The sequence below is a fragment of the Dyadobacter sp. CY356 genome, from assembly GCF_021440195.1.
Lineage (GTDB): Bacteria > Bacteroidota > Bacteroidia > Cytophagales > Spirosomataceae > Dyadobacter.
The window spans coordinates 22,492-44,500 of record NZ_JAJTSZ010000014.1 but is presented as its reverse complement, the minus strand read 5'-3'; the positions used below and the strand labels follow the sequence as shown (position 1 = coordinate 44,500).

General features: G+C 39.8%; 16 protein-coding genes. 6 read left to right on the top strand and 10 right to left on the bottom strand.

Annotated features, from left to right (window positions below; genetic code table 11):
- Nucleotides 1–101 precede the first annotated feature (101 nt).
- Nucleotides 102–1,658: a hypothetical protein gene (locus LXL81_RS28625; protein WP_234651538.1), complete on the top strand. Its 1,557-nt coding sequence runs from the start codon at nucleotides 102–104 to the stop codon at nucleotides 1,656–1,658.
- 184 nt (nucleotides 1,659–1,842) lie between these two features.
- Here LXL81_RS28625 and pyrR read toward each other — a convergent pair whose 3' ends face one another.
- Nucleotides 1,843–2,382: a bifunctional pyr operon transcriptional regulator/uracil phosphoribosyltransferase PyrR gene (gene pyrR, locus LXL81_RS28620; protein ID WP_234651535.1), complete on the bottom strand. Its 540-nt coding sequence runs from the start codon at nucleotides 2,380–2,382 to the stop codon at nucleotides 1,843–1,845.
- A 291-nt stretch (nucleotides 2,383–2,673) separates the two neighbouring features.
- On the opposite strand from pyrR, the gene pth reads away from it, so the two are divergent.
- Nucleotides 2,674–3,234: an aminoacyl-tRNA hydrolase gene (gene pth / locus LXL81_RS28615; RefSeq protein WP_234651533.1), complete on the top strand. Its 561-nt coding sequence runs from the start codon at nucleotides 2,674–2,676 to the stop codon at nucleotides 3,232–3,234.
- 694 nt (nucleotides 3,235–3,928) lie between these two features.
- On the opposite strand, the gene LXL81_RS28610 is transcribed toward pth, so the two are convergent.
- Nucleotides 3,929–5,338 carry an OmpA family protein gene (locus tag LXL81_RS28610; RefSeq protein WP_234651524.1) on the bottom strand — a complete coding sequence of 470 codons (1,410 nt, stop codon included), beginning with the start codon at nucleotides 5,336–5,338 and terminating at the stop codon, nucleotides 3,929–3,931.
- A gap of 73 nt (nucleotides 5,339–5,411) precedes the next feature.
- Between LXL81_RS28610 and LXL81_RS28605 the strand changes: the two genes are divergently transcribed.
- Nucleotides 5,412–6,293: a DMT family transporter gene (locus tag LXL81_RS28605; protein ID WP_234651514.1), complete on the top strand. Its 882-nt coding sequence runs from the start codon at nucleotides 5,412–5,414 to the stop codon at nucleotides 6,291–6,293.
- 56 nt (nucleotides 6,294–6,349) lie between these two features.
- Here the strand turns inward: LXL81_RS28605 and LXL81_RS28600 are convergent, their stop codons facing one another.
- From LXL81_RS28600 to LXL81_RS28570, 7 genes are all read right to left on the bottom strand, one after another.
- The gene (locus tag LXL81_RS28600) at nucleotides 6,350–7,138 is read right to left on the bottom strand and encodes a PhzF family phenazine biosynthesis protein (RefSeq protein ID WP_234651513.1); all 789 of its coding nucleotides are present in this window, start codon (nucleotides 7,136–7,138) and stop codon (nucleotides 6,350–6,352) included.
- Between the two features lie 129 nt (nucleotides 7,139–7,267).
- Complete coding sequence (locus LXL81_RS28595; RefSeq protein ID WP_234651511.1) at nucleotides 7,268–7,765, bottom strand: YdeI/OmpD-associated family protein; 498 nt, start codon at nucleotides 7,763–7,765, stop codon at nucleotides 7,268–7,270.
- Between the two features lie 3 nt (nucleotides 7,766–7,768).
- Nucleotides 7,769–9,319: an alpha,alpha-trehalase TreA gene (gene treA / locus LXL81_RS28590; RefSeq protein WP_234651509.1), complete on the bottom strand. Its 1,551-nt coding sequence runs from the start codon at nucleotides 9,317–9,319 to the stop codon at nucleotides 7,769–7,771.
- A gap of 52 nt (nucleotides 9,320–9,371) precedes the next feature.
- On the bottom strand, nucleotides 9,372–10,310 hold the full coding sequence (locus LXL81_RS28585) for a M20/M25/M40 family metallo-hydrolase (RefSeq protein ID WP_234651507.1): 939 nt from the start codon (nucleotides 10,308–10,310) through the stop codon (nucleotides 9,372–9,374).
- Between the two features lie 78 nt (nucleotides 10,311–10,388).
- Nucleotides 10,389–13,355 (bottom strand): glycoside hydrolase family 3 N-terminal domain-containing protein, encoded by a 2,967-nt coding sequence (locus LXL81_RS28580; protein ID WP_234651505.1) that lies wholly within the window; start codon nucleotides 13,353–13,355, stop codon nucleotides 10,389–10,391.
- 109 nt (nucleotides 13,356–13,464) lie between these two features.
- Nucleotides 13,465–14,652 carry a chromate efflux transporter gene (chrA, locus tag LXL81_RS28575; protein ID WP_234651495.1) on the bottom strand — a complete coding sequence of 396 codons (1,188 nt, stop codon included), beginning with the start codon at nucleotides 14,650–14,652 and terminating at the stop codon, nucleotides 13,465–13,467.
- An 86-nt stretch (nucleotides 14,653–14,738) separates the two neighbouring features.
- Nucleotides 14,739–15,695, bottom strand: a complete 957-nt coding sequence (locus tag LXL81_RS28570) for an isopenicillin N synthase family oxygenase (protein ID WP_234651493.1) — start codon at nucleotides 15,693–15,695, stop codon at nucleotides 14,739–14,741.
- Between the two features lie 325 nt (nucleotides 15,696–16,020).
- On the opposite strand from LXL81_RS28570, the gene LXL81_RS28565 reads away from it, so the two are divergent.
- The 3 genes from LXL81_RS28565 (at nucleotide 16,021) to LXL81_RS28555 (ending at nucleotide 20,936) form a co-directional block, all read left to right on the top strand.
- Entirely contained in the window at nucleotides 16,021–17,448 is a 1,428-nt protein-coding gene (locus LXL81_RS28565) for an MBOAT family protein (protein ID WP_234651491.1), read from the top strand.
- Nucleotides 17,449–17,451: 3 nt separating this feature from the next.
- The gene (locus LXL81_RS28560) at nucleotides 17,452–18,498 is read left to right on the top strand and encodes a hypothetical protein (protein WP_234651490.1); all 1,047 of its coding nucleotides are present in this window, start codon (nucleotides 17,452–17,454) and stop codon (nucleotides 18,496–18,498) included.
- A 401-nt stretch (nucleotides 18,499–18,899) separates the two neighbouring features.
- Nucleotides 18,900–20,936, top strand: coding sequence for a T9SS type A sorting domain-containing protein (locus LXL81_RS28555; protein WP_234651488.1), 2,037 nt, complete (start codon nucleotides 18,900–18,902; stop codon nucleotides 20,934–20,936).
- Nucleotides 20,937–21,071: 135 nt separating this feature from the next.
- Here LXL81_RS28555 and LXL81_RS28550 read toward each other — a convergent pair whose 3' ends face one another.
- Nucleotides 21,072–21,929 (bottom strand): sugar phosphate isomerase/epimerase, encoded by an 858-nt coding sequence (locus LXL81_RS28550; RefSeq protein WP_234651486.1) that lies wholly within the window; start codon nucleotides 21,927–21,929, stop codon nucleotides 21,072–21,074.
- Nucleotides 21,930–22,009: the final 80 nt, after the last annotated feature.

Sequence of the window (22,009 nt, the reverse complement as noted above, 5' to 3'; positions counted from 1 at the left end):
TTTTATTTGAATAAAAATATTTATATATTAATGATATGTTATCCTTATGATGCAAAATTAGGGTAAATATTGAACAGACTTACACCCCGGACTAAGAACTTATGAAGAACCATTTACTATTTGTGATTCAAAGTTGTCTGATCATACAATTTTGTCTGGCCTTACCCTCCAGGGTTTGGGCACAATTAGAACAATCTGATCGTCTTGAAATTCCTACAAGTTCTTCCCGTTCGGAGGTTTTTGAGGTTTTTACTCTGGGGAACGGAGGGCTGATTTCTCTTGTACGCGGGGATGATTTTATAGGAAACCGTAACGAAACCTGGGAATTTACGAAATATGATATCTCCTTAAATCCACTTTGGAGAGTTAGTTACAAGCTTGACAACCGCTATACGCCGGTTATGGCGCATCAGGGAAGAGATCATGGTTACTGGCTTTTTGCCCAGCCGGATACAGATCATTTCCTGTTTATTCAAATGAACTTTAACGATGGGGCTATTGAAACTTTCAAAGGCGATCTTCTTTCCGGAATTGATGTGCATCAGTTCAAAGTCATTGGCAGTAAGGCCATTATAGCCGGATATCATCGCTCACGGCCAGTTGTCGTGGTACATTCCTTTTTTGATCACACCAGCAAAGTTTTGCCTGGATTGTATGAAAAAAATACGGAGCTGAATAATGTTGATATCAACGAACAGGATGGGATCATCAACGTGATTACATATGCATATCGTAAGAAGAACTGTGTTTTTGAAATAAAAACATATTCATACGAAGGCAGACTTGTAAAGAAAACGACTTTAAGCGACCCGAAAAACAGTTTTATTTCCGGACAGATTGTCCCATTAAATCAGGATGACTCCTATCTGATCGGGAATTATTCTGTTGGTTGTACACCTTATTCGCAAGGTTTATACATTACACATGTGAAAGATAACGAGCCGGATAGTCCCGAATTTATTGAATTTTCTGAACTTCAGAATTTTTTCAATTTTATGAAACCCAAGCGCCGTCAGCGTGTGATGGAACGTATTGGAAAACGTAAAAGTCTTGGCAAAGAAAATCGTTTCCGTTATCGGCTCCTCGTGCATGAATTGATCCAGACGGATGATGAAATTGTATTGGTTGCAGAAGTTTATTATCCCAACCAGCGGGCAGGAACGCCAATTGTGACCAACGGAATAAACAGACCTTATTCTGGCCGGAGTATAGAAGGCTATCGTTACACACACGCCATTGTGTGCGGATTTGACCGCAATGGGAAATTTAAATGGGATAATTGTATTCCCATAAAAGATCTCAACAGTTTTGAGTTACAGGAAATGGTGCAGCTCACGCCTGTCAACGACTATTTTATACTGGCGTATCCCCAGGATGGAAATATTCATACCGAAGTTATCAATAGAAGCAAGGTTGTCGTAGAAAATGAAAAATTTGAAATAACGGCAAAGTCGCAGTCTGAAAAAGTTCTGACAAACGAAAATGCCTATCTGGCGCCATGGTATGGTCAGTATTTTCTGGCCTACGGCATGCAGCGCGTCGGACCTTCAACAGTAGGATTGGGCCGGGAAGTTTTCTATATCAACAAACTAACCTACAAAACAGAAGGAATTGAAAAGGCCGAGAACCGCGAAAGCAACAATGTACCGAGGGATTAATGGTTAATTGTTAAGGATTAATGGTTAAGGGTTAATGTGTTTGCAAGCACGTACTTTAACAATTATTGCTTCATTTTCAAAAGGATAAAAATTTTTAAGTGAGATCTTAAATGAATATAAAGATCCAGCAGCAAGTATTTGGCTACGTGCTAACCATTAACCCTTAACAATTAACCATTAAAAATTAATCAACCATCCAAATATGATCAGCTTCGAAACCTTGTTCTTTCCATTCAACCTGGACGCGCTGGGTTTCGACAGTACTGACTTTCATGCCGACGTAATCCGGCTCAATAGGTAATTCCCGGTTATAGCGACGATCTATTAAAACCATAAGTTCAACCATTTTCGGGCGGCCAAATGCTGTCATTGCATCCAGTGCGGCGCGTACCATTCGTCCGCTGGCAAGAACATCGTCGATAAGGATGACACGTTTGCCCTCGATTAAAAACGGAACATTTGTTTTATTTGGAAGGAGCGGGGAGTCGCGGCGGCGAAAATCATCTCTGTAAAACGTGGCATCAAGATGACCCAGGAGAATATTTTTTCCTGTCCTTTCTCTTAATTCAGCAACAACACGTTCTGCAAAGAAAATTCCTCTGGGCTGGAGGCCCATGATAACTGAATTGTCAAAATCCTGGTGATTTTCAATAAGTTCCTGGCATAACCGGCTGGTCATGATCTCTAACAGAGGGCTGCTTAAAATTAGTCGTTTAATGGACATCTTGTAATTTTACTGAATTTAAGCCTAAATTAAGCTCACAATTGTGAAATGTAAAACTTTTCGAAGCAATATGTATCATGTGGGCTAAGAATCGGAAGATAATCTTTGTCTTTCAACCTTTAAAAGCTGTCATCGGATAAGTTATTTCGTTCCTATTTCTTATTCAATTAATTTTGAAAAATAATTCTGCTTTTCTGACTTTTAGAATATCAGGAAACTGTCAATAAAAATAACGATCTGTCGCATAGTTTTTCATTTTTCCTCAGATCATAATAATTTAATAAAACAATAATGAAATACCTGATAGCAGGACTTGGAAATATTGGTCCTGAATATGCTTTCACACGGCACAACATTGGCTTCATGGTGCTTGACAGGCTTGCTGCTCAAAATGATTTTAAGTTTTCCTTTGAAAAACTGGCGTTCGTGGCGGAATGGAAACATAAGGGGCGGCAGTTCTATTTCATCAAGCCGACTACTTTCATGAATTTGAGCGGTAAAGCGATCCGGTATTACATGGATCAATATAAAATACCAAAGGAAAATCTTCTGGTAATTGTTGACGAATTGCAATTGCCATTTGGAATATTACGTATCAAACCAAAAGGAAGCCACGGGGGACATAATGGTTTAAGAAATATCGAGGAAGTCCTGGCTAGTTCTGAATATCCCAGGCTGCGATTTGGGATTGGAAATAATTTTCCGCGCGGAAGGCAAGTAGATTATGTATTAAAAGCATTTTCCAAGGAAGAAATGGATGAATTGCCGATTTTTCTGGATACTGCCGGAGATATGGTTATTTCCTTTTGTACTTTGGGGATACAGTTTGCGATGAATAATTATAATCAATGATTGTACTTTTTAAAGATATATAAATATTTTAAGAATCTACTTTATTTGGTTTTTTAGTTTGGCATAAAATAATATTCTATTTATTGTTTCATAAAGTGCTAAAAATGACGCAGTAGAATATTTTTTTAATTGATTATTCCAAACAATATTTTGTTTTGTTGATTTAATATTATTTGTAATATCAAAATTTATTGTGATATTTGTATATCGGTTTACAGCGGTAAGAATTGAATAAATCCATGAAGTTTCGGGCTGTTAATTATTTATTCGAACTTCATTAAGGATTTAATATTGCCGGTTTTTAAAGTTTTAAAGCCTCTTGATAATAATTTGAGGCATATTTACATAACTTTGAACTGAAATTCGATTTGCTTCGTATATTGTCAATGTATACCTGGTTTAATTTAAAAAAATTGGAGTATTATTGATGTGTATGTGACTTTGTCTAATAATGCCGTCAAATAAAGGATTCTTTTAAACTTGGTGATCGGATTATTGATTGGAATAAAAGAATTAAAGTGGTGTCACTTGAAGGTTTGTGAGTTGAAAAGACGCCTTTATAATGTAGATTGAAAAAATAATTTAATTTGGGTAACGGTTTTGATTAATATTCTGTTATTCAGATAAATATAAAGATAAGAAAAGGTTAAGGGTTTAGGAATAGTCAGTATAAAGCCGTCTTTATGAGATGGCTTTATCTTTTTAGAGGCTCTGCCCAAACTTCCACCCGCCGGTTCAATTTCCTTAGTTCCTCTGTTTGATTTTTCTGAGTTGGCCTTGTCGAGCCATAACCTATGCCCTGAATTCTTTCATTTGAAATTCCTTTTTCAAGGAAATAATTTTTTACTACCAGTACCCTCTGCGTTGAAAGCAAAAGATTTTTATCAAAATCGCCGATGTTATCTGTGTGTCCCTTCAGCATAATTTTCAGGTCTGTTCTTTTTTGAAAATAGGAAACGAGTGAGTCAAGCTGTGTTTTTGCAGGGCTTTCCAATGTTTCTGTACTTTGGGTAAACAATAATGTCGCCAGCGGCCTATCAAATGTCTCAGGGCTCAGGCTTATTAAGGACTTAACTTCTGTGGCCCGGTTCGTAGTTCTTACCGGAATAACCTTGGTTTGATAACCTTGTGCTTTTACAGAAATTTTGTAGGATTCATGTGGTTTTAACTGAAAAGCATAGGAGCCATTATGAACTTTGCTTTGTGCAACCAGCGAATCATTATTGGTTTTACGAACAGAAACATCTGCATTCTCAACAGCAGCAAGATTTTTTCCTTCAAACACTTTTCCGGTAACCTGCACAAGACTGGTATTGATCACGGGAGTTGCCTTCTCAACCGGCTTCGATTCTTCTTTTACTGCTTCAACTTCAGCTACTACCTCTTTCGGTGCCCGGCTAATTGTCTGATAACTTCTCCTGACAAATACGGGTGTCATGACTCTGTCATATACCCGGATCAGTGCCACCGAACCGGCACTTGCCTCATGATTTGCAACCAGATCATCCTGGAAGAAATTCAGGACCTGATCATTATCCAGGACGCCTTCTGTGCCGGGATCTTTGAATTCAACTTTTGAAATACCGTTCACATACATTTTAATGGCTTTGGTCTCAAAGTCGCGGGAATATACGTAATGAATGTATTGATTGGCTTTGACCGGTGCTTTTTCGCCTATGGCAAAATCGTAGAAATTCAGTTTGCCATCATAAATGTAGCTGCCATAATCACTTTTACGGTTTTTGAAATCCAGAACTCTCTTCCAGCTGTCAAGTTCATTCAGTTTGAAATAAATTTCAACAGTAAAGGATTTGTTCAAAAATCCATTTGCCTCTTTGTTGTCGAATTGTAAACCCGTATTTTTTTCAAATTGATATACTGTCCGGATAATTTCTGGAACACCTTTTTCTCCGCTTCCGGGTACTTTTTCCTTGATCAATTGCCCGGATTGCCCCAATTTATGCAAAACCGGACCACCTTTTTCCATTGGAGAAAGGCCATTATTGAAATCGTATGTCCATTGGGTTTGTGAAAAAGCAGAATTGTAATATTGGGTGATAAGAAGAATTACAAAAAGCCATTTCGTGTTTTTTTTACTAATCATCTTCAAAAATATAAAAAAGAGAGATTGAAGCCGAAATGCATCTTGTATTTTTGAAACATAATTGTGTTGTGAAGTGAAAAATATTCTAATTGGTCTTGTCTTTTCCATTCTGTGGGCCTCTGCTTCGGTCGCAACCAAGTTTGGTGTTCAGTCTGCTTCTCCTTTGATATTAGCAAACGTTCGTTTTTTTATTGCAGGTATATTGCTGCTCGGTTTTTCTTACGGTTTTAAAAAAGATCCGACATTTCGCCTTCCAGATCGAAACGAATTTAAACAGCTTGCCTTATTCGGATTTATGAATACAACGCTGTATCTGGGCTTGTACGTGTGTGCGATGAAATATACCGCCGCCGGAATTGGAAGTCTTGCAGTTTCTACAAATCCACTGATCATTGTTTTGTTATCTGCCTGGTGGCTCGGCCGAAAACCGGCAAAAGCAGAATGGATGGGAATTGTACTGGGTATGGCGGGTGTGGCCGTTGCAACTTATCCTTTATTACAAAACAGCTTTACAACCTTAACAGGTATTTCGCTGCTTTTGATCAGTATGGTGGCTGTTTCTGCCGCCAGTGTTTACTACGCGAGTGTAAAATGGGAATTACCGAATCTGCTGATTAATGGCTGGCAGGTAATGCTTGGAGGTATTTTTTTATTTCCTTTTACGGTTTCATTTAGTGATTTTGGTGCAACAACTTGGGATCTGACATTCTGGGCTTCTGTAATATGGTTAAGTCTTGCAGTGTCTGTGGCTGGTTTAATATGCTGGTTTTATCTGCTTCGGCTTGATACGGTCCGCGCTTCTTTATGGTTATTTCTATGTCCGTTATTTGGCTTTTTCTTTGCCTGGTGGTTAATGGATGAACCCGTCACGATTTATACCGTAATCGGAACAGTATTGGTTATTGCTGGTTTATATGCCGGACAAAAATCCAAATTACAGAATATAACAAAATAGTCATTTATGGATTGTCAGACCATAAATGACTATCTTAAATATTTTATAAAATCTGATTATTCAGTTTCAATTTCGCCTTTCAAATAAAGACGGGCTTGCCCACCAATATTAACGCGTTCACCGTCCAGATTACATTTCAGGTAACCTCCGCGTTTTGAAAGTTGTTTTGCAGTAAGATCAGTTTTAGAAAGTTTCTCAGCCCAATATGGAATCAGGGTAGTATGTGCTGAACCTGTCACAGGATCTTCATCAACACCCGACTGCGGAGCAAAAAACCTTGAAACGAAATCAACTTCGTCACCAGGTGCCGTTACAATAATACCGCGTGCCGGTATCGTGGAAAGTACAATAATGTCAAAATCCAGATCACGTACTTCCGCCTCTGTATCAAGCACGACCATATAATCCGTTTTTCCTTTATAAACTTCCAGAATCGAAGCATCACTTAAACCTTCCATTAATGCCGGCGGCGGAACAGCAATGTGATATGGGTCAACCGGGAAATTAAGCGTCAGCCAATTGTCTTTACAATGAACTGTTAATTCACCACTCAGTGATTCAAACCTGATAAAATCTCCTTCATAACCCTGAATATTGAAGATCACATAACCCGCCGCCATTGTTGCATGGCCGCATAGATCCACTTCAACAGTAGGTGTAAACCAGCGAATATGGAAACCGTTTTCATTAGGAACGTAAAAAGCAGTTTCAGCCAGATTATTCTCGGCTGCAATACTTTGAAGCGTGTGATCAGGAAGCCAGCTTTCAAGCGGCACTACCGCAGCCGGGTTTCCTGAGAAAAGCTGATCGGTAAAGGCGTCTATTTGGTATATATTAAGTTTCATGTAATTAGTTGCGAGGTGTTAATTTATTCCAAGGTATTAATTTTTTTTTCGATAAATCGTAGTCGTGTATGGAATTTTTCAAGATTAATATTAAAATCAGATAATTTATGCCCTGATCCTGTCTGACGCTTATTTGCCCAAAATTTCTTTGAAACCCTCTTTTCCTATTGGCAGCCTTTTCAGATTTTTAATTAATGTCACAGCGCGTTCAATTCTGAGCTGACTACTTTTAACTGCTGTGATATGCCGAATAATAAAACGGCGCTTACCGGCAACCAACTGATTGAAACGACTGTTTCCCTCATCATCCTGGTCCAGTAATTCTTTCAACTCTTCCGGTACTTCCAGGCCATATTCACTGTCGTCTACTTCCAGAGCCACGTCAAACGTTTCATCAGCTTTTGCTTTCAGCTGTTTGATACGCTGAGCGTTAATACTGATGTAGGCATCTCCTGTACCCAGGGCAACAAGTCCGCATTGCCATTTTATTTTTTCATTGACCGTACACCAAAGCCGGATAGAAAATGAACCTCCGAGCTTTTCTACAATTTCTCCCGGAACAAGTAAATACCTGGTTCCTGCCAGGTGTTCAAGATGATGAATTGCAGACTTGAAAGTAACGGACATAACCTATTTTCTTCTGTTTTTCATACGTAAATACACGCCGTTTGTCCAACCAAAACCTTCCTGAACGTCATATTCACCTCCGCCCGCTTCCAGATTCGTGTCAGAAACATTATACTTTTCCATCATTTTTCCGGTCCGCTTAAATTCTTTTTCATTGAGAGACAGCCATTCGTCACTCAACTCATTGGCTGTTTTGTGAAAATTATAATTGCGCAAACCTTTGTAGGTAATCCATTGCAACGGAGCCCAGCCATTTGGGGCATCCCACTGCTGGCCACTTTTTAACTTTGTTGTCAACAAACCACCAGACCGCATGAAGTTGAGACGGATATAAGCGCGAACATAGTGCGACTGCTGTTTTCCGGCCAATTTAAAAAACAAAGGAAATGAACCCGCCAGTGTTACTGATTTGGAGTGCTCTTTTTTGACAAAGTTATAATCCATATAGTAGTTCCGGGTTCCGTCCCAAAAGTAAGTATCAATTGCCTCACTGCGTTTTTTAGCTTTTAGTTCAAAATTCTGATACAATTCAAATTCTTCATTCAGCATGTAGGCTTCGGCTATTGTCTTTTCCAAATGGTACATCAGACAGTTCAGGTCAACCGGGAGAATGTCTGTTGTGTGTATGGTTGAAAAATCGCTTTCATCATCAAACCATCTCGAACTGAAATCCCAGCCAGATTCTGCCGCAGCGCGTATGTGCCGGTAAACCGACTCTTTTGATGCATTATGTTTTTCAAAAGCCTCTTCTGCCAGTTCCACATCCTCCTTGAATGCTTCCGGCCTTGGCGTGGCTTTATCGTCCCAGTATCTGTTTAGTAAAACCCCGTCAGGAAGACGCACAACACGGCGGTTACAATTGAAATCACCACTTTCACAATTCCCCTCATCCATCCAGTAATCATACTCTTTTCTCATTTGGGGCAAGTATTTTTTCAGGATTTTCTTGCCGCTCATTTCGCTGTATAATCTCACCATCAGTGAAAAGAATGGTGGCTGCGACCTGCTCAGGTAATAGGTTCGGTTTCCGGTTGGTACGTGTCCGAAGGTATTGATCAGATACGCAAAATTATTGATCATATTTTCGATCAGGTCAACTCTTCCGCATTCTTTCAAACCAAGCATTGTAAAATAACTATCCCAGTAATAGATTTCCCTGAAACGTCCGCCGGGGACAACATACGGAAGCGGTAAGGGAATCAGTGAACCGCCACGTTCCTGATCTTCGGGCTGGCGGGTCAGATAGGGCCACAATTTACGGATATGTTCCTCGGTTGTGAGGCTGTTATCCACTACATAATCAGCCTTGATTTCTGCCGGAATCCTGAAATTTTGCATTACAAATTCTTTCAGGTCAAAATCCTGTTCATTTTTTTGCTGGTAATATCTTTCAATAATCAATACCGGATCCTCTTTGGGGATACAGTCTGCAAAAGTTTTAGAGTCATTGAAGATATGACTGTTTTGTACGTCATTAAAAAAAGTGCCAAACAACTCTTCGGGAGATGTCAGCGATTGACCAAATGTAACTGAGGGTGCAACAAATCCGAACAAGTCCTGAAAAATTAAAGGGTTACAGTTTATTAATATCAATAGACAAAACAAATCATTTTGCTTCGGTAAAATCCAGTTTCGGTAGTTTCATGGCTTTCTCAATGAGTTTTATTTCGATGTTGAGAATGCCTGCTTCTGATTTTGTATCTACTTTTCCGGGATCGTCGGAAGGTTTATGGTAGTCGTCATGGCCGCCGGTATGGAAAAACAAAACCGGAATTTGTTTCGCGTAAAATGACCCGTGATCAGATCCTCCACTTCCTGCTGCGTCTGTAAAAAACTTGACGTCACCTTTGATATTTTCAAAAATTGCAGACCACTGCGGACTGCTGCCAACGCCACCAATTCCCACACCCCGATCTGGGTTATAACGCCCGATCATGTCCATATTACACATGAAGTTAATCTTATTTAATGGCAGTGTCGGATTGTTAACAAAATGTTTTGATCCTAAAAGTCCCAGCTCCTCAGCTCCAAAGGCGATGAAGAGAAAGTTACAGGGTTCTTTAACGCTATTTTCTGAAAAATAACGTGCCAGTTCAATAAGTCCTGCTACGCCGGAAGCGTTGTCATCTGCTCCGTTATGAATTTTTCCCTCAGGATGCTCTTCTTTTGAACTTCCTTGATTTCCCATTCCAAGGTGATCAAAATGAGCACCGATAACGATTGTGTATGCAGCCCCATTATCAAGAAATCCAATGATGTTTTCTGTTTTTCTTAAACTGTCAGGAACGACAACACGTTTTACTTTTGCGATAAATGGCTGTTTAAATCCATCCGTTCCCAGTGGTTTTAAATCGTGTTTTTTAAATTGTTTTATTACATATTCCGCAGCGTTAAAATTTTCCTTACTGCCGGTGCCCCTGCCTTTCATTTTGTCGGAGGCCAGGAAATTTATGTGTTTTGAAATGTTCTCAGGTGACGGTGTAGGTGTTTGGGCAAATGAATTGAATAGAAGTGAAGTAAGGAGGAGTGTAAGAAAATATTTCATAAGAAACTGTAATTTGTAATTGGTTAAAATAGAAAAGGAGGCTGCAAGACCTCCTTCTAAAATATTGCAAACTCTTTTTTATTTCTTTCTCAATGCTTCATAAACAACGTCCATAATTGCCGTCCTGATATTCAGCTGCGAAATTTTCGGATTTTCTCTCGTTGGATAAACCCGGTTTGAAAGAAAGACATAATTCAGATTGTTGGACGGATCGGCCCAAACCATGATACCTGTGAAACCGGTATGGCCAAAACTCATTGGATGTGCATATTTTGGCGCATTTCCTGAATATTTGAAAGTAGGTTTGTCAAATCCCAATCCCCGGCGACTGCCCATTTCCGGATATTGATAACGGGTAAATTCAAATAACGCGTCTTTGCTAATCAACTGCTGACCACCATAATAGCCATTTTGCAAATACATCTGCCAAACTTTCATTACGTCATTTGCATCGCCAAAAAGTCCGGCATGACCGCTAAGTCCGCCCATCATTGCAGCCGCTTCATCATGAACCTGACCATGAATTAAAGTCTGGCGGAAAAACGTATCTCTTTCCGAAGGCACAATTTCTTCCAGTTTGTAAAAACGTTTTGGATTGAAGGTTAAAGATGTCGCTCCAAGTTTGCTGTAAAAGTTGTTTTTAAGATAATCTTCAAAGTCAACGCCTGTTAAACTTTTTACGATTTTTGGATAAAGAAGGAAAGACAAATCGCTGTATACATAACCTTCGTCCTTATTAAGCGGGGAATCTTTAATGCCTTTGTAAAGTGTTTTAACGTAATTTTTACGAATAAAAAGACTGTCGCCAACAACCGATGTCGGATATTTTTTCGACTGTTTTGTACTGAAAATTTCTTTTTTCAAAGTTCCGTCCGGATTTTTCGACTCTTTCCAGAACATGATATAGGATTTCAGGCGGGCACTATGCGTCAAAACCCTGCGCCAGGTAAGATCTGCTTTATTTGATTTTTTAAATTCCGGAAGATAATCTTTCATTGTCGCGTCCAGATCAAATTTTTTCTGATCATATAAACTCATCAAAGCAAGTGTTGAAGCTGTGATTTTTGTTACGGAAGCCAAATCATACAAGTCGGTCAGTTTTACATTGGTCGTGCCTTCATAGGTATGTTTTCCATATGCTTTTCTAAAAAAGACTTTTCCGTCTTTTGCAAGTTGCACAACACAGCCCGGCGTAGCTTTTTCATTAACTGCCAGATTGGCAATGGAGTCAATTTTAAATGTGATCAGTTTAGAATCCAGTCCAAGTTCTTCCGGGATTGTGTATTTCAAACGTCCCAAAGCCTCTGTTTCGATACCTGCCAGATAGGGAAATTGTGCATTGACCGTAACCGGTAATTTTCCTTTTGCCGGAATCGCACCAAAAATAAGCTGGGCAGACAAATCCTGAGTATAAGGCGTGAGCTGATAAGCCATCAACAGCGCTTTGGCATTTTCAGGATTCGGGATTTTGTTTAACACATAGGGATTTCCAAACAGCGAAACCACCGCTTTTTTGGTAGCCATCAATTCCTGCAACATAGAGCTCATCTGATCGGTAAGTCCGTAATTAACTTTTGGAGAAATACTTCCCAAATGCACGCCAACCAAAAGCAGATTATAATTTTTCAGATTAGCCCTGACCATATCCATTTGAGCGGGTGTTGCTTTTGCCGGAATATAGTAATGGTCCACTTTTGTATAAAGATCAAGTGTTTTCTGGAAGGTAGTTATCGTATCAGCTCCAAGAGAAATTGAAGCAATTCTCATCGTATCAATTTCACGCAGCGGAAGTACGTTTGCATCATTTTTTAAAATCGTCAATGCTTTTTCAGTCAATAAACGATTTGTCAATTCCGCAGATTTTGGATTCAGGTCTTCGTATAAATTAGTAAGATCCACCGGTTTGTAGTGATTTAAACCAACCCAGGCTTTAGCCTCCAAAACCTTTTTACAGCGAAAATCAATTTCTGCCTGTGTAATCTTTCCTTCTGCAATACTTTTTTTGATCTCTGCAACGGCCTTGGAAACATCTTCTGTAAATTCGAGCACATCCATTCCCGCTTCCATACCCATGGCATCAGCTTTTCCATCGGCAAAATATTTGGTGACACCTTTCATATTCATGGCATCAGAAAAGATCAGACCCTGAAAACCCAGTTTGTTACGTAGTAAATCTGTAACAATCGGTTTGGATAGCGTAGATGGTAAATTTGGCGTATTGTCCAGCGCAGGAATACTCAAATGCGCGATCATCATACCGCTCAAACCATTGTTCATCAAAACCTTGAACGGATATAGTTCCAGCGTATCAAGCCTGGTCAGGTTGTGTGGGATGACGGGAAGGTCAAAATGGGAATCTGTGCCCGTGTCACCATGGCCGGGGAAATGTTTGGCACTGGTCAGCAAACCATTATCCTGCATACCCTTCATATAAGCGAGTGCTTTTTCAGCCACTTTATATTTATTTTCTCCAAAAGAGCGGAAACTGATAACAGGATTATTTGGATTGTTATTGATATCAGCAACGGGTGCAAAGTTGATGTGCATACCCAGGCGTTTGGCCTGTTGCGCAACCTGTTTGCCCATCAGATAAATCAAATCATCATTCCCCTGAATTGCCCCCAAAGTCATCTGATAAGGATAGCGAACCGTGCTGTCAATCCTCATCGCCAGACCAAATTCAGCATCCATGGCCACCAGAAGCGGAACTTTGGATATAGATTGATAAAAGTTTGTCAGTCTTGCCTGTGGGACAGGTCCGCCCTGAAAAAACACAATTCCTCCGATTTTATTTTCCCTGATCAGTTTTTCAATAAATGCAGGATTACTTGTTTTTGGATCGATTACTGCCCGTTTAACATCCGAAACCGCGGCAACCATGATCAATTGGGAAATTCTTTCATCCGGCGTTAAAGTCGCAAAAACAGAGTCAACCCACTGGCGGTTTTTATTTAAAAATTGTGGCGATGTCGTATTCTGAGCTTTTGAGTTGCTGAAAGCAAATAACGAAAGGTGAAAAACGAAGAAAATTATAGCTTTTTTCATGAAATGGAAAAGAATAGGATCAAGTGTCCAAAGTTTGGAAAACAAATGGATTAAAACAAAGCTTATGGTTTATTAGATTAAATACCGAAAGATTGCTTCCGGATAGGAATTATGATATAAACAGTCCAAGAAGAAGTCCCAGAATGATGAGCAGATAGGAGGGGATTTTGGTAAAAAAAAGGATCAGTAATGTGACGGCGACGGTGAGTACCGCCTGCCAGTTGACAGCCATGGGTTCAAAAAGTGAAATTGCTGCGGCGATAGTAAGTCCGCAGCTTGTGGCATGCAGCCCATCCAGTGAAGCACGGATTCCGCGGTATTTTTTCAATTGTCCCCAGATAGGGTAGGCGAAAAAGATAAAAAATGTACCTGGTAAAAATATTCCTGCTGTCGAAACAATGCCACCAACAATCTGTCCGGTTATGCCATATGACTGCATCGACAAACTTCCCACATAGGTAGCGACAGAAAATACAGGTCCGGGAACAATCTGTGTTAAAGCCATTCCGGAAAGAAATTCCTGATCTGTCAGGTAATGTTTAAATTCTACAAACTCGTTATAAAGAATAGGGATCAAAACCTGGCCCCCGCCAAAAACCATGCTTCCGTTACGGTAAAAATTCTCGAACAGTCGAACGGGTAGGGATTTCGTTACGGTACCAATTCCGGCTGCGACAAGTAAAACGGATATCCAGAAGATAAGTGGACGCCAGGTAATTTTAATTGGCCCACGTTCCATTTTTTCGTGTTGCCTGAAATTTAAGGAAGCTGCCACCCCGCCTGAAACGATCAACAGCGGCGTCATATAAGGTGATGGAAATAAATAAGCGAGAATGGTGGAAATGATCAGAAAACTCCATCCCTGCAAACTGTGTATTACTTTTTTGGCAATGGCATAGGCTCCATGCATTAAAAACGCCACCGCCATCGGGCCGACAAAGCGGGTAAATGAAAGTGATATTTTCTTCTGTTCCAAAAGATGAACTCCGATTGCAGCGAGTGTCATCAGCAACATGGCAGGCAGTGACCAAACCAGCAAACTAAGATATGCCAAAGGTTGTCCGCCAATTTTCAAGCCAATGGCTGTAACTGTTTGCGTGGAACTCGGGCCGGGGAGAATCTGGCAAAGTGCCTGTAATTCAAGTAATTCTTCTTCGGTAATGTATCTTCTTTTTTTTACGAGCCTTTCAATCATCATTATAAGATGTACCTGTGGACCTCCAAATGCCGTAAACGATAGCAAAAGGATGTCCAAAAGGTAAATGATATAACGAAACCTGCGGATCGGGTTACTCAAAGGTATTGCTGGTAAAGGGTTCCGGACGGGCAAATTTGTAGTTTATTTACCTTATCCCAATTAAAATGCTGCTCCTGCAAACCGGCTTATTTTTTTAAACCCAGTTCACGCAGACGTTCATCCAGAAATTCACCGGCTGTCATGTTCACATATAATTTAGGGAATTCCACACTCACACAGCTTTCAAGGCAACTCAGATCCATGTCAGCCCTCGGGTGCATAAAAAAAGGTATCGAAAAACGTGAAGTGCCCATTTTCTCACGCGGCGGATTAACAACGCGATGTATGGTCGATTTCAATTTGTGGTTGGTAAGTCGGTCCAGCATATCACCCACGTTGACAACAATCTGGTCAGGCAGGGCAGTGATAGCAATCCATTTCCCGTCACGGCGCAAAACTTCAAGTCCTTCTGCACTTGCTCCCATCAATAAGGTGATAAGGTTAATGTCTCCATGAGCCGCAGCCCGAACGGCACCGTCAGGTACCAGATCAGGGTTTTCAATCGGGAAATAATGAAGAGCACGCAGAATACTATCTCCATTTTTAACTTTATCTTCAAAGAAATCTTCTTCCAGACCAAGGTAAATGGCAATGGCTTTCAGCAAGGTTTTACCGGCGTTTTCAAAAGTTTTGTATACCGCTGTGGTATATTCTTCAAATTCCGGGAATTCGTCCGGGAAAACGTTATGTGCCATGTCTCCCACGGGTTCAGGCTGTCCGACATGATAGAATTCTTTCAGGTCTGCAACCTTGAAACCTTTTGCAGTTTCTTTTCCTTTGCCGATATATCCGCGCTGTCCAAATAGTTCCGGATGTTCGTATTTCTTCTTTTCATCTTCCGGCAAAAAGAAAAAACGCTGAACGGCGTCATACAGCTTAATTCTTAAATCATCACTTAACCCGTGATTCTTAATGGCAACAAATCCTATATTGGTAAAAGCAGAGCCAAGGTCTGCCACAAATTTTGCTTTTTTTGTCGCATCTCCTGAGGTGTAATCCGCCAGGTCAAGCGAGGGTACTTCATTTAATAATGCAGGTTCCATAATGCTTTTTTTATGCAAAGTATAAAACAATCTGTTGTTCCTGCAACTAATTCGCGCGAACATTCAATCTGATGATACGCAGATAGCAGGCAATTTGTTATTTGCGGATTTCTTCATTTTTATTATTCCGGATTAAACAACCTGCTTGCTTTCAGATATTAACGACGCCATTGTTTTGGCAACCTTTTACTAGAAAAAATACGAGCATATTTTAAAGAAATACGAATTTTAAAGAGAACACTCTATATTTGCCCCCGCGTAAAACCCGAATTTGGTGCAGTTTTGTCTTGATCTGGTTTAGATATTAACACTTACAACAAAGCAAATGCTCTTTAATTCTTTACACTTTTTACTATTCTTCATTTTTGTTACCACATTATATTACACCATCCCATGGAAACTTAGATGGGTTCTGTTGCTTGTTGCGAGTGCCTACTTTTATGCGTCATTTATCCCTGTCTATTTAATAATCCTCGGTGTCGTTATCGTTGTCGATTACTTTGCCGGGATATGGATTGAAAACTCCAGTGGGCGAAAAAGGTTACTGCTTCTTATTCTCAGTCTGGTCGCGAATGTTGGATTTCTCGCCTTTTTCAAATATTTCGATTTCCTGAATAATAACATAACGCAGGTGCTGCAACTGATCGGTCAGAAAAACGAAATGCCTCCACTGAGGGAAATGTTTCCGGCGTTGATTCTTCCAATCGGATTATCTTTTCATACATTTCAATCGATGAGTTACACCATTGAAGTGTATCGGGGCAATCAAAAAGCTGAATACAACTTTGGAATATACTCGCTTTACGTTCTTTTTTACCCGCAGCTGGTGGCAGGTCCGATCGAAAGACCACAAAACGTGCTTTGGCAGTTTCGTGAGAAGTTCGATTATGATTGGGAAAATATAAGAACCGGGCTAACACTTATCGCCTGGGGAATGTTCAAAAAAGTGGTGATTGCCGACAGGCTTGCTCTGGTCACGGATGCTGCTTATTCTGATGTTCCGAACCAAAGTGCGTCTGCACTTTTAATTGCTACTTTTTTCTACTGTTTTCAGATATACTGCGACTTTTCCGGTTATTCGGATATTGCCATTGGTACCGCAAGAGTCATGGGTTTTAAACTGATGACGAACTTTAACGCACCCTATTTTGCAGAGTCTATTTCCGAATTCTGGAAACGCTGGCATATTTCTCTTTCCACCTGGTTTCGTGATTATGTTTATATTCCTTTGGGAGGAAACAGACGGGCAAAAAGCAGAGTTTACTTTAATACGTTAGTGGTTTTTTTACTGAGCGGATTATGGCATGGTGCCGACTGGAAGTTCATTATCTGGGGATGTATCCATGGCGTTTATCTGATTCTTGCACAGATTTTTAATACCCATACCATTTTCAGACGCGAGCATGTTGGCAAAGGCGGCCCGTTGCCCGTCAGGATTTTCCATATTTTATGGACCTTTTTGCTGGTGGCTTTTGCATGGATATTTTTCAGGGCGAACAGCGTTTCCGAAGCTTTTGAAATCATCAAAAAGATCTTTGACTTTTCTGATTACGGCGTTCCGGATATCGCGATGAATTCCGGTGAATTTATTTTTTCGCTCGGATTGCTTTTCCTTTTAATAGTTAAGGATAAATATTTCGCAAGATATATTCCCGACACCCGGCTATTCTGGATCTTATTTCCGCTGATCTGTTTTTGCTGTTATTTGTTTGGAGTGTTTACCAGTAATCAATTTATCTATTTCCAATTTTAAGCCATGGGATATATCAATAAGTTGATCCGATATTCATTATTATTCGTTTCCGGAATAATATTCGTAGTAAGTCTTTCGCCCGCTTTGCAGCGCAAAATTGCTGCAAAAGGTCTGATCCCTGACCAGTACCGGTTTGGAGATCTTTACAATACTTCCAATTTGTTAAAATTTAAAGAAGTTGACTTTGCTAAAAGTACTTCCTTAACAGAAACTGATAAACCCAAGGTCAGGTACAGCGATGTAGATCTGTATACCATTGGTGATAGTTTTACGCCGATGGATACGAGTTATTATGCAGGAGATAAAAATTTCCATATATGGATGGGCGTTAACGTTGATACCGTAAAGCTGGATACTACAAAAAAATCTATTCTTGTAGTTGAAATCATTGAACGGACCATTCAGGAACGTCTGTTAAATGATTACGAAGCTTTATATATCAAAAGAGGATTTCAGATTAAAGGAGACACTTATCCAAAAGCAGTGGCAGGCAGGGATGGCGGAAGTTCTTTCTGGTGGGATAAGTTTGGTGACCAGATCAATCAGCGGATAGAATTTCTACTATTCAATTTTAATCCTTTTTTGAAACTAAAAGAATTAAAATCAGACATTATGCTCACCTGGTTTGACCGCACACATACCGGTGCGATCATTTCCAGAAATCATGAATATCTTTTTTATAGTGTTGAGGCAGATAAAAAAAGTCCACTTTCTCCGTTTCATGAAATCACTCCGGCCTCTGTTGATTCTGTTGTGCATCACATTAATTTAATTAGAACACATTACAAAAACCGTGGTTTTGAAGAGGTTTATTTTTGCCTTATCCCCAATAAAGTAACGGTTTGTGAGAACAACAGATTTCAATATAACCAACAAATCTCCCTCATAGAAAATAGTCCTCTGCTTCAAACGCCGATGATTTCAGTACAGGCAACGATCCGGAAACATCCTGAATGGTTCCACAAAAGTGACGGACACTGGAACGTTGCAGGCAAGCGTTACTGGCTCCAAAAAACCAATGAACTGGTTAAGGTATGGAGTGAAGAGTAACGAAGCAGATTAATTTAACAAATTGATAATCTGGTTCTGCCAATTCCTTTGATGGCTAAGTGTGACCTGAAATTTGCTATTGGAGCAAATCAGATCATATTTTTTATTTTTTTATAGACTTACATAAGGTTGTTACTTATGTTCAGTAGAAAATATACTAGTATATTGTAGAATACATTCTATTGTTTTTTAACATATAGTTTTATATTTGCTTTTACAAAATCCCTCCGACAGACAGTTATGCCTGTTTAATACATTGAACTGATACCAACATTTTTATAGATGTTGTTCATTTCCGTATTCCTTGAATTTTTCAGTTTCCTATTTACGATTGTCAGCAAAAGCTGACCAGACCTTATTGTTTCAATTTTTTTAACTTCTCAACTCCCATTAATTTGATTATGAAACTTTTACAAAAATTATTTTATGTTTGTGCATTTTTTGCATTAGTCGCGGCAACGCCCTACGACAGTCTTAAAGCAACCCGGGTCGCCGCTGTGAAGGTTTCTTGCGGTGGCCGGATATGGGAAGATGGAGAGTTGCTCGGGAGAGATAATGGAGATCGTATTTGGGTTTTAATTGTTGAAAATCGAATCTACATCAAAAAAGAAAATACGCCTGGTCGTGCTCATGACAATACAGACGTTTTGTTTAATTTGGATACAAGAGAATTTGCTATCGGGACTCCAAAGGCAGATATTGTCAAAACTTGTGTTAACAAGGCAGACCCAAGTACTTATACGCTCGGGTATCTCGGACAGCAGGTTGGTAATGTTATCCCATGTAATAATAAACCGATCTCTGATAAGCTTTATTTGGGAGTTTACACTGGTGATGATGGAATAAGATCGTTTCAGTATGCCAGGATAATTAACGGTCGTTTAAGAGTAAATCTTCAACGTGAAGATTTTAACCCTGGTAAATTTGATGATTTGAGTTTTAATCTTATTCTTACAACGATTGCCGGGAATGGAGGTGTACAAAATCCAAATATGGGATTTACGCTCAATGTTGAAGAGATAAAAAATTGTTTCTGGCCGGAGGAGCCAAAAAGTGCAACACTTGTTGAAGATAAACCTGCTTGTACTTCTGGCCCGACCTTGCAAAGTATTACAAATGTCACCAAAACTTCACTGCGCTTTGCTTTTGCAGGAACTAGTATTCCAAACGTTACATGGAGAATTAAATCCAATGGTGCAGAAGTAAGGTCAGGAACAACAGGCGCATTATCGAACGCAACAACAGCCGACCTGACGTTTGCCTCGCTTGATATGGGAAATTATACATTAGAAATTGAAGGTGGTGATTGTACATCAAGCGTAACCAGCCAGGCTTTCACAGTGACGGCACCGGCATGTTCAGGTGGACCGACAATTTCTTCGGTAACCAACATCACATCAAATGGATTGAATGTAAATTTTGCAGGAACCGGAATTACTTCTCTTACCTGGGCAATTAAAAATGTTGGTGGAACAACCCTTGCCAGTGGAAAAACTGGAACGCTTACTTCCAATACAGCTGCTCTGGTTTTTAGTAACATTGTTAATGGTACTTACACCCTTCAGATACAAGGTGGTGACTGTGTATCTTCTGTGAGCTCACAAAGTTTTGATATCAATGCAAACTGTAACCGTGGGCCAGTTGTTACCGAAATTGGGGCAATAACAAATTCAAGCCTTAACTTTTTGTTTGACGGAGACGGTGTGTATGTGATCAACTGGAAAATTATGAAGGGAAGTGATTTGATTACTGAAAGCAGTGTCAGTCCGCAAAGTAACCGTCCAACTATAAACTATACAAACCTGCCCGATGGAAATTATCAGCTTCAGATTCAGGGTGGTTCATGTAATTCTGCCACTAGCTCAAAAGCTTTTGCATTAAATGTCCCGCTTCCAATTGAAGTTTCCAACTTTGCTGCCACTCCGGTTTCAAAAGGTGTAAATCTTTCGTGGAAAGTATTGAGCGAGAAAAACGGTGAGGGTTTTGAGATCATTCGTTTCAACGATAGTAAATTAAATGCATCGCAGACAATTGGAAAGCTGGCGTTAACTGAACAAAAAATTGGTGATTATAACTTTCTGGATGAAAATCCTGAACCTGGAATTAATTACTATCAGTTGAAACAAATCGATTACGATGGTACATTTACAAAAAGCAGAATTATATCAGCAAAATTTGATTTGTTGTCCGAAGCATTCGTCTCACCCAATCCGGCTGTCGATTTTGTGAACGTACAATTTACTTCACAAACTGCGGGGAATAGCGGAATTGAATTGTATAACATGGCAGGAATGAAGTTGTCTACTTCAACGATCAATGTGACACCAGGCCAGAACACTTACCGGATTAATGTTGGGAAGCTTGGTCAGGGATATTATTTCGTGAAGGTTTTGCATGGTGATCAAAATGCACCGCTTCGCTTTGTGAAAGTCAATTAATCAGCTTTTGGCAGGTGGCCCGCCATTTGGTCAATAGATTAAAAAACGAATCCAGTATCAAAGTCTCAACTTGATACGGGATTCGTTTTTATTTAAAAAGAAAGTCTGAACTTCTCCAGTCACGCAAGGAAAACCTTATTCTTTCAATCCTTTAATATATGCAATGGTCTGAGGGACCTGTTTCATAAACGAAGGACTTTCGTCTTCAATAAAGTAATGCTGAATACCAGCTTTTTTGGCCGCTTTCAAAACAGCCGGAATATTGATCTGGCCTGTTCCCAGGGCTACGTCATTTTCAACAGGCGTTCCTCCGGTATTATCTCCTTTAACACCTTTTCTTAAATCTTTAAGGTGCATCAGTTTCCAGCGGTTTCCATATTTGTTAAGCAGCGCAACCGGATCCTGGCCGGGAAACACGGTCCATAAAAGATCCATTTCGAAGGATACATATTCCGGATTTGTATTTTTTACGATATAATCAAAAAGTGTCCCGTCTTCATAAGGAAGAAATTCATAGCCGTGGTTATGGTAACAAAGTGTGATACCATTTTCCTTCAGGATTTTTCCGGCCTTATTGAAATCGGCTACCGCCTTTTTCGCAGTTTCGATATTGAAGTTATTTTTTTCGTGAGGTATCCAGGCAACCATCACAAACGTTGCTCCGAGAATTTTCGCATCATCAATCGTTTGCTGAGGATTGCTCACCAGTGATTCATATCCTGCACCAATGGATGGCATTTTTATATTGCGCTTGTCAAGCTGTTTTCTTAATTCTGCGGTTGTCATTCCTTTTTGCGGCCCGCCTTCCAATTCCACAATGCCAAGCGACTGGATCGAATCCAGCGTTGCCTCAATTCCTTTTGGAAAACTGGACCTGAAAGTATAAGCCTGTGCCGCAACTGGTTTTGTATACAATGCTTTCTGTGCCATAACATCCATATGACATAAGGCAGATGCGACAATGAAACCGGTATAAATTGCTATTTTATTCATAATGAAGATTTAAAATTTGTACAGAAACTGTTGCTTCCCAAAACAGAATAATCTTTTGAGAATATGAATCAAAAGCTGAG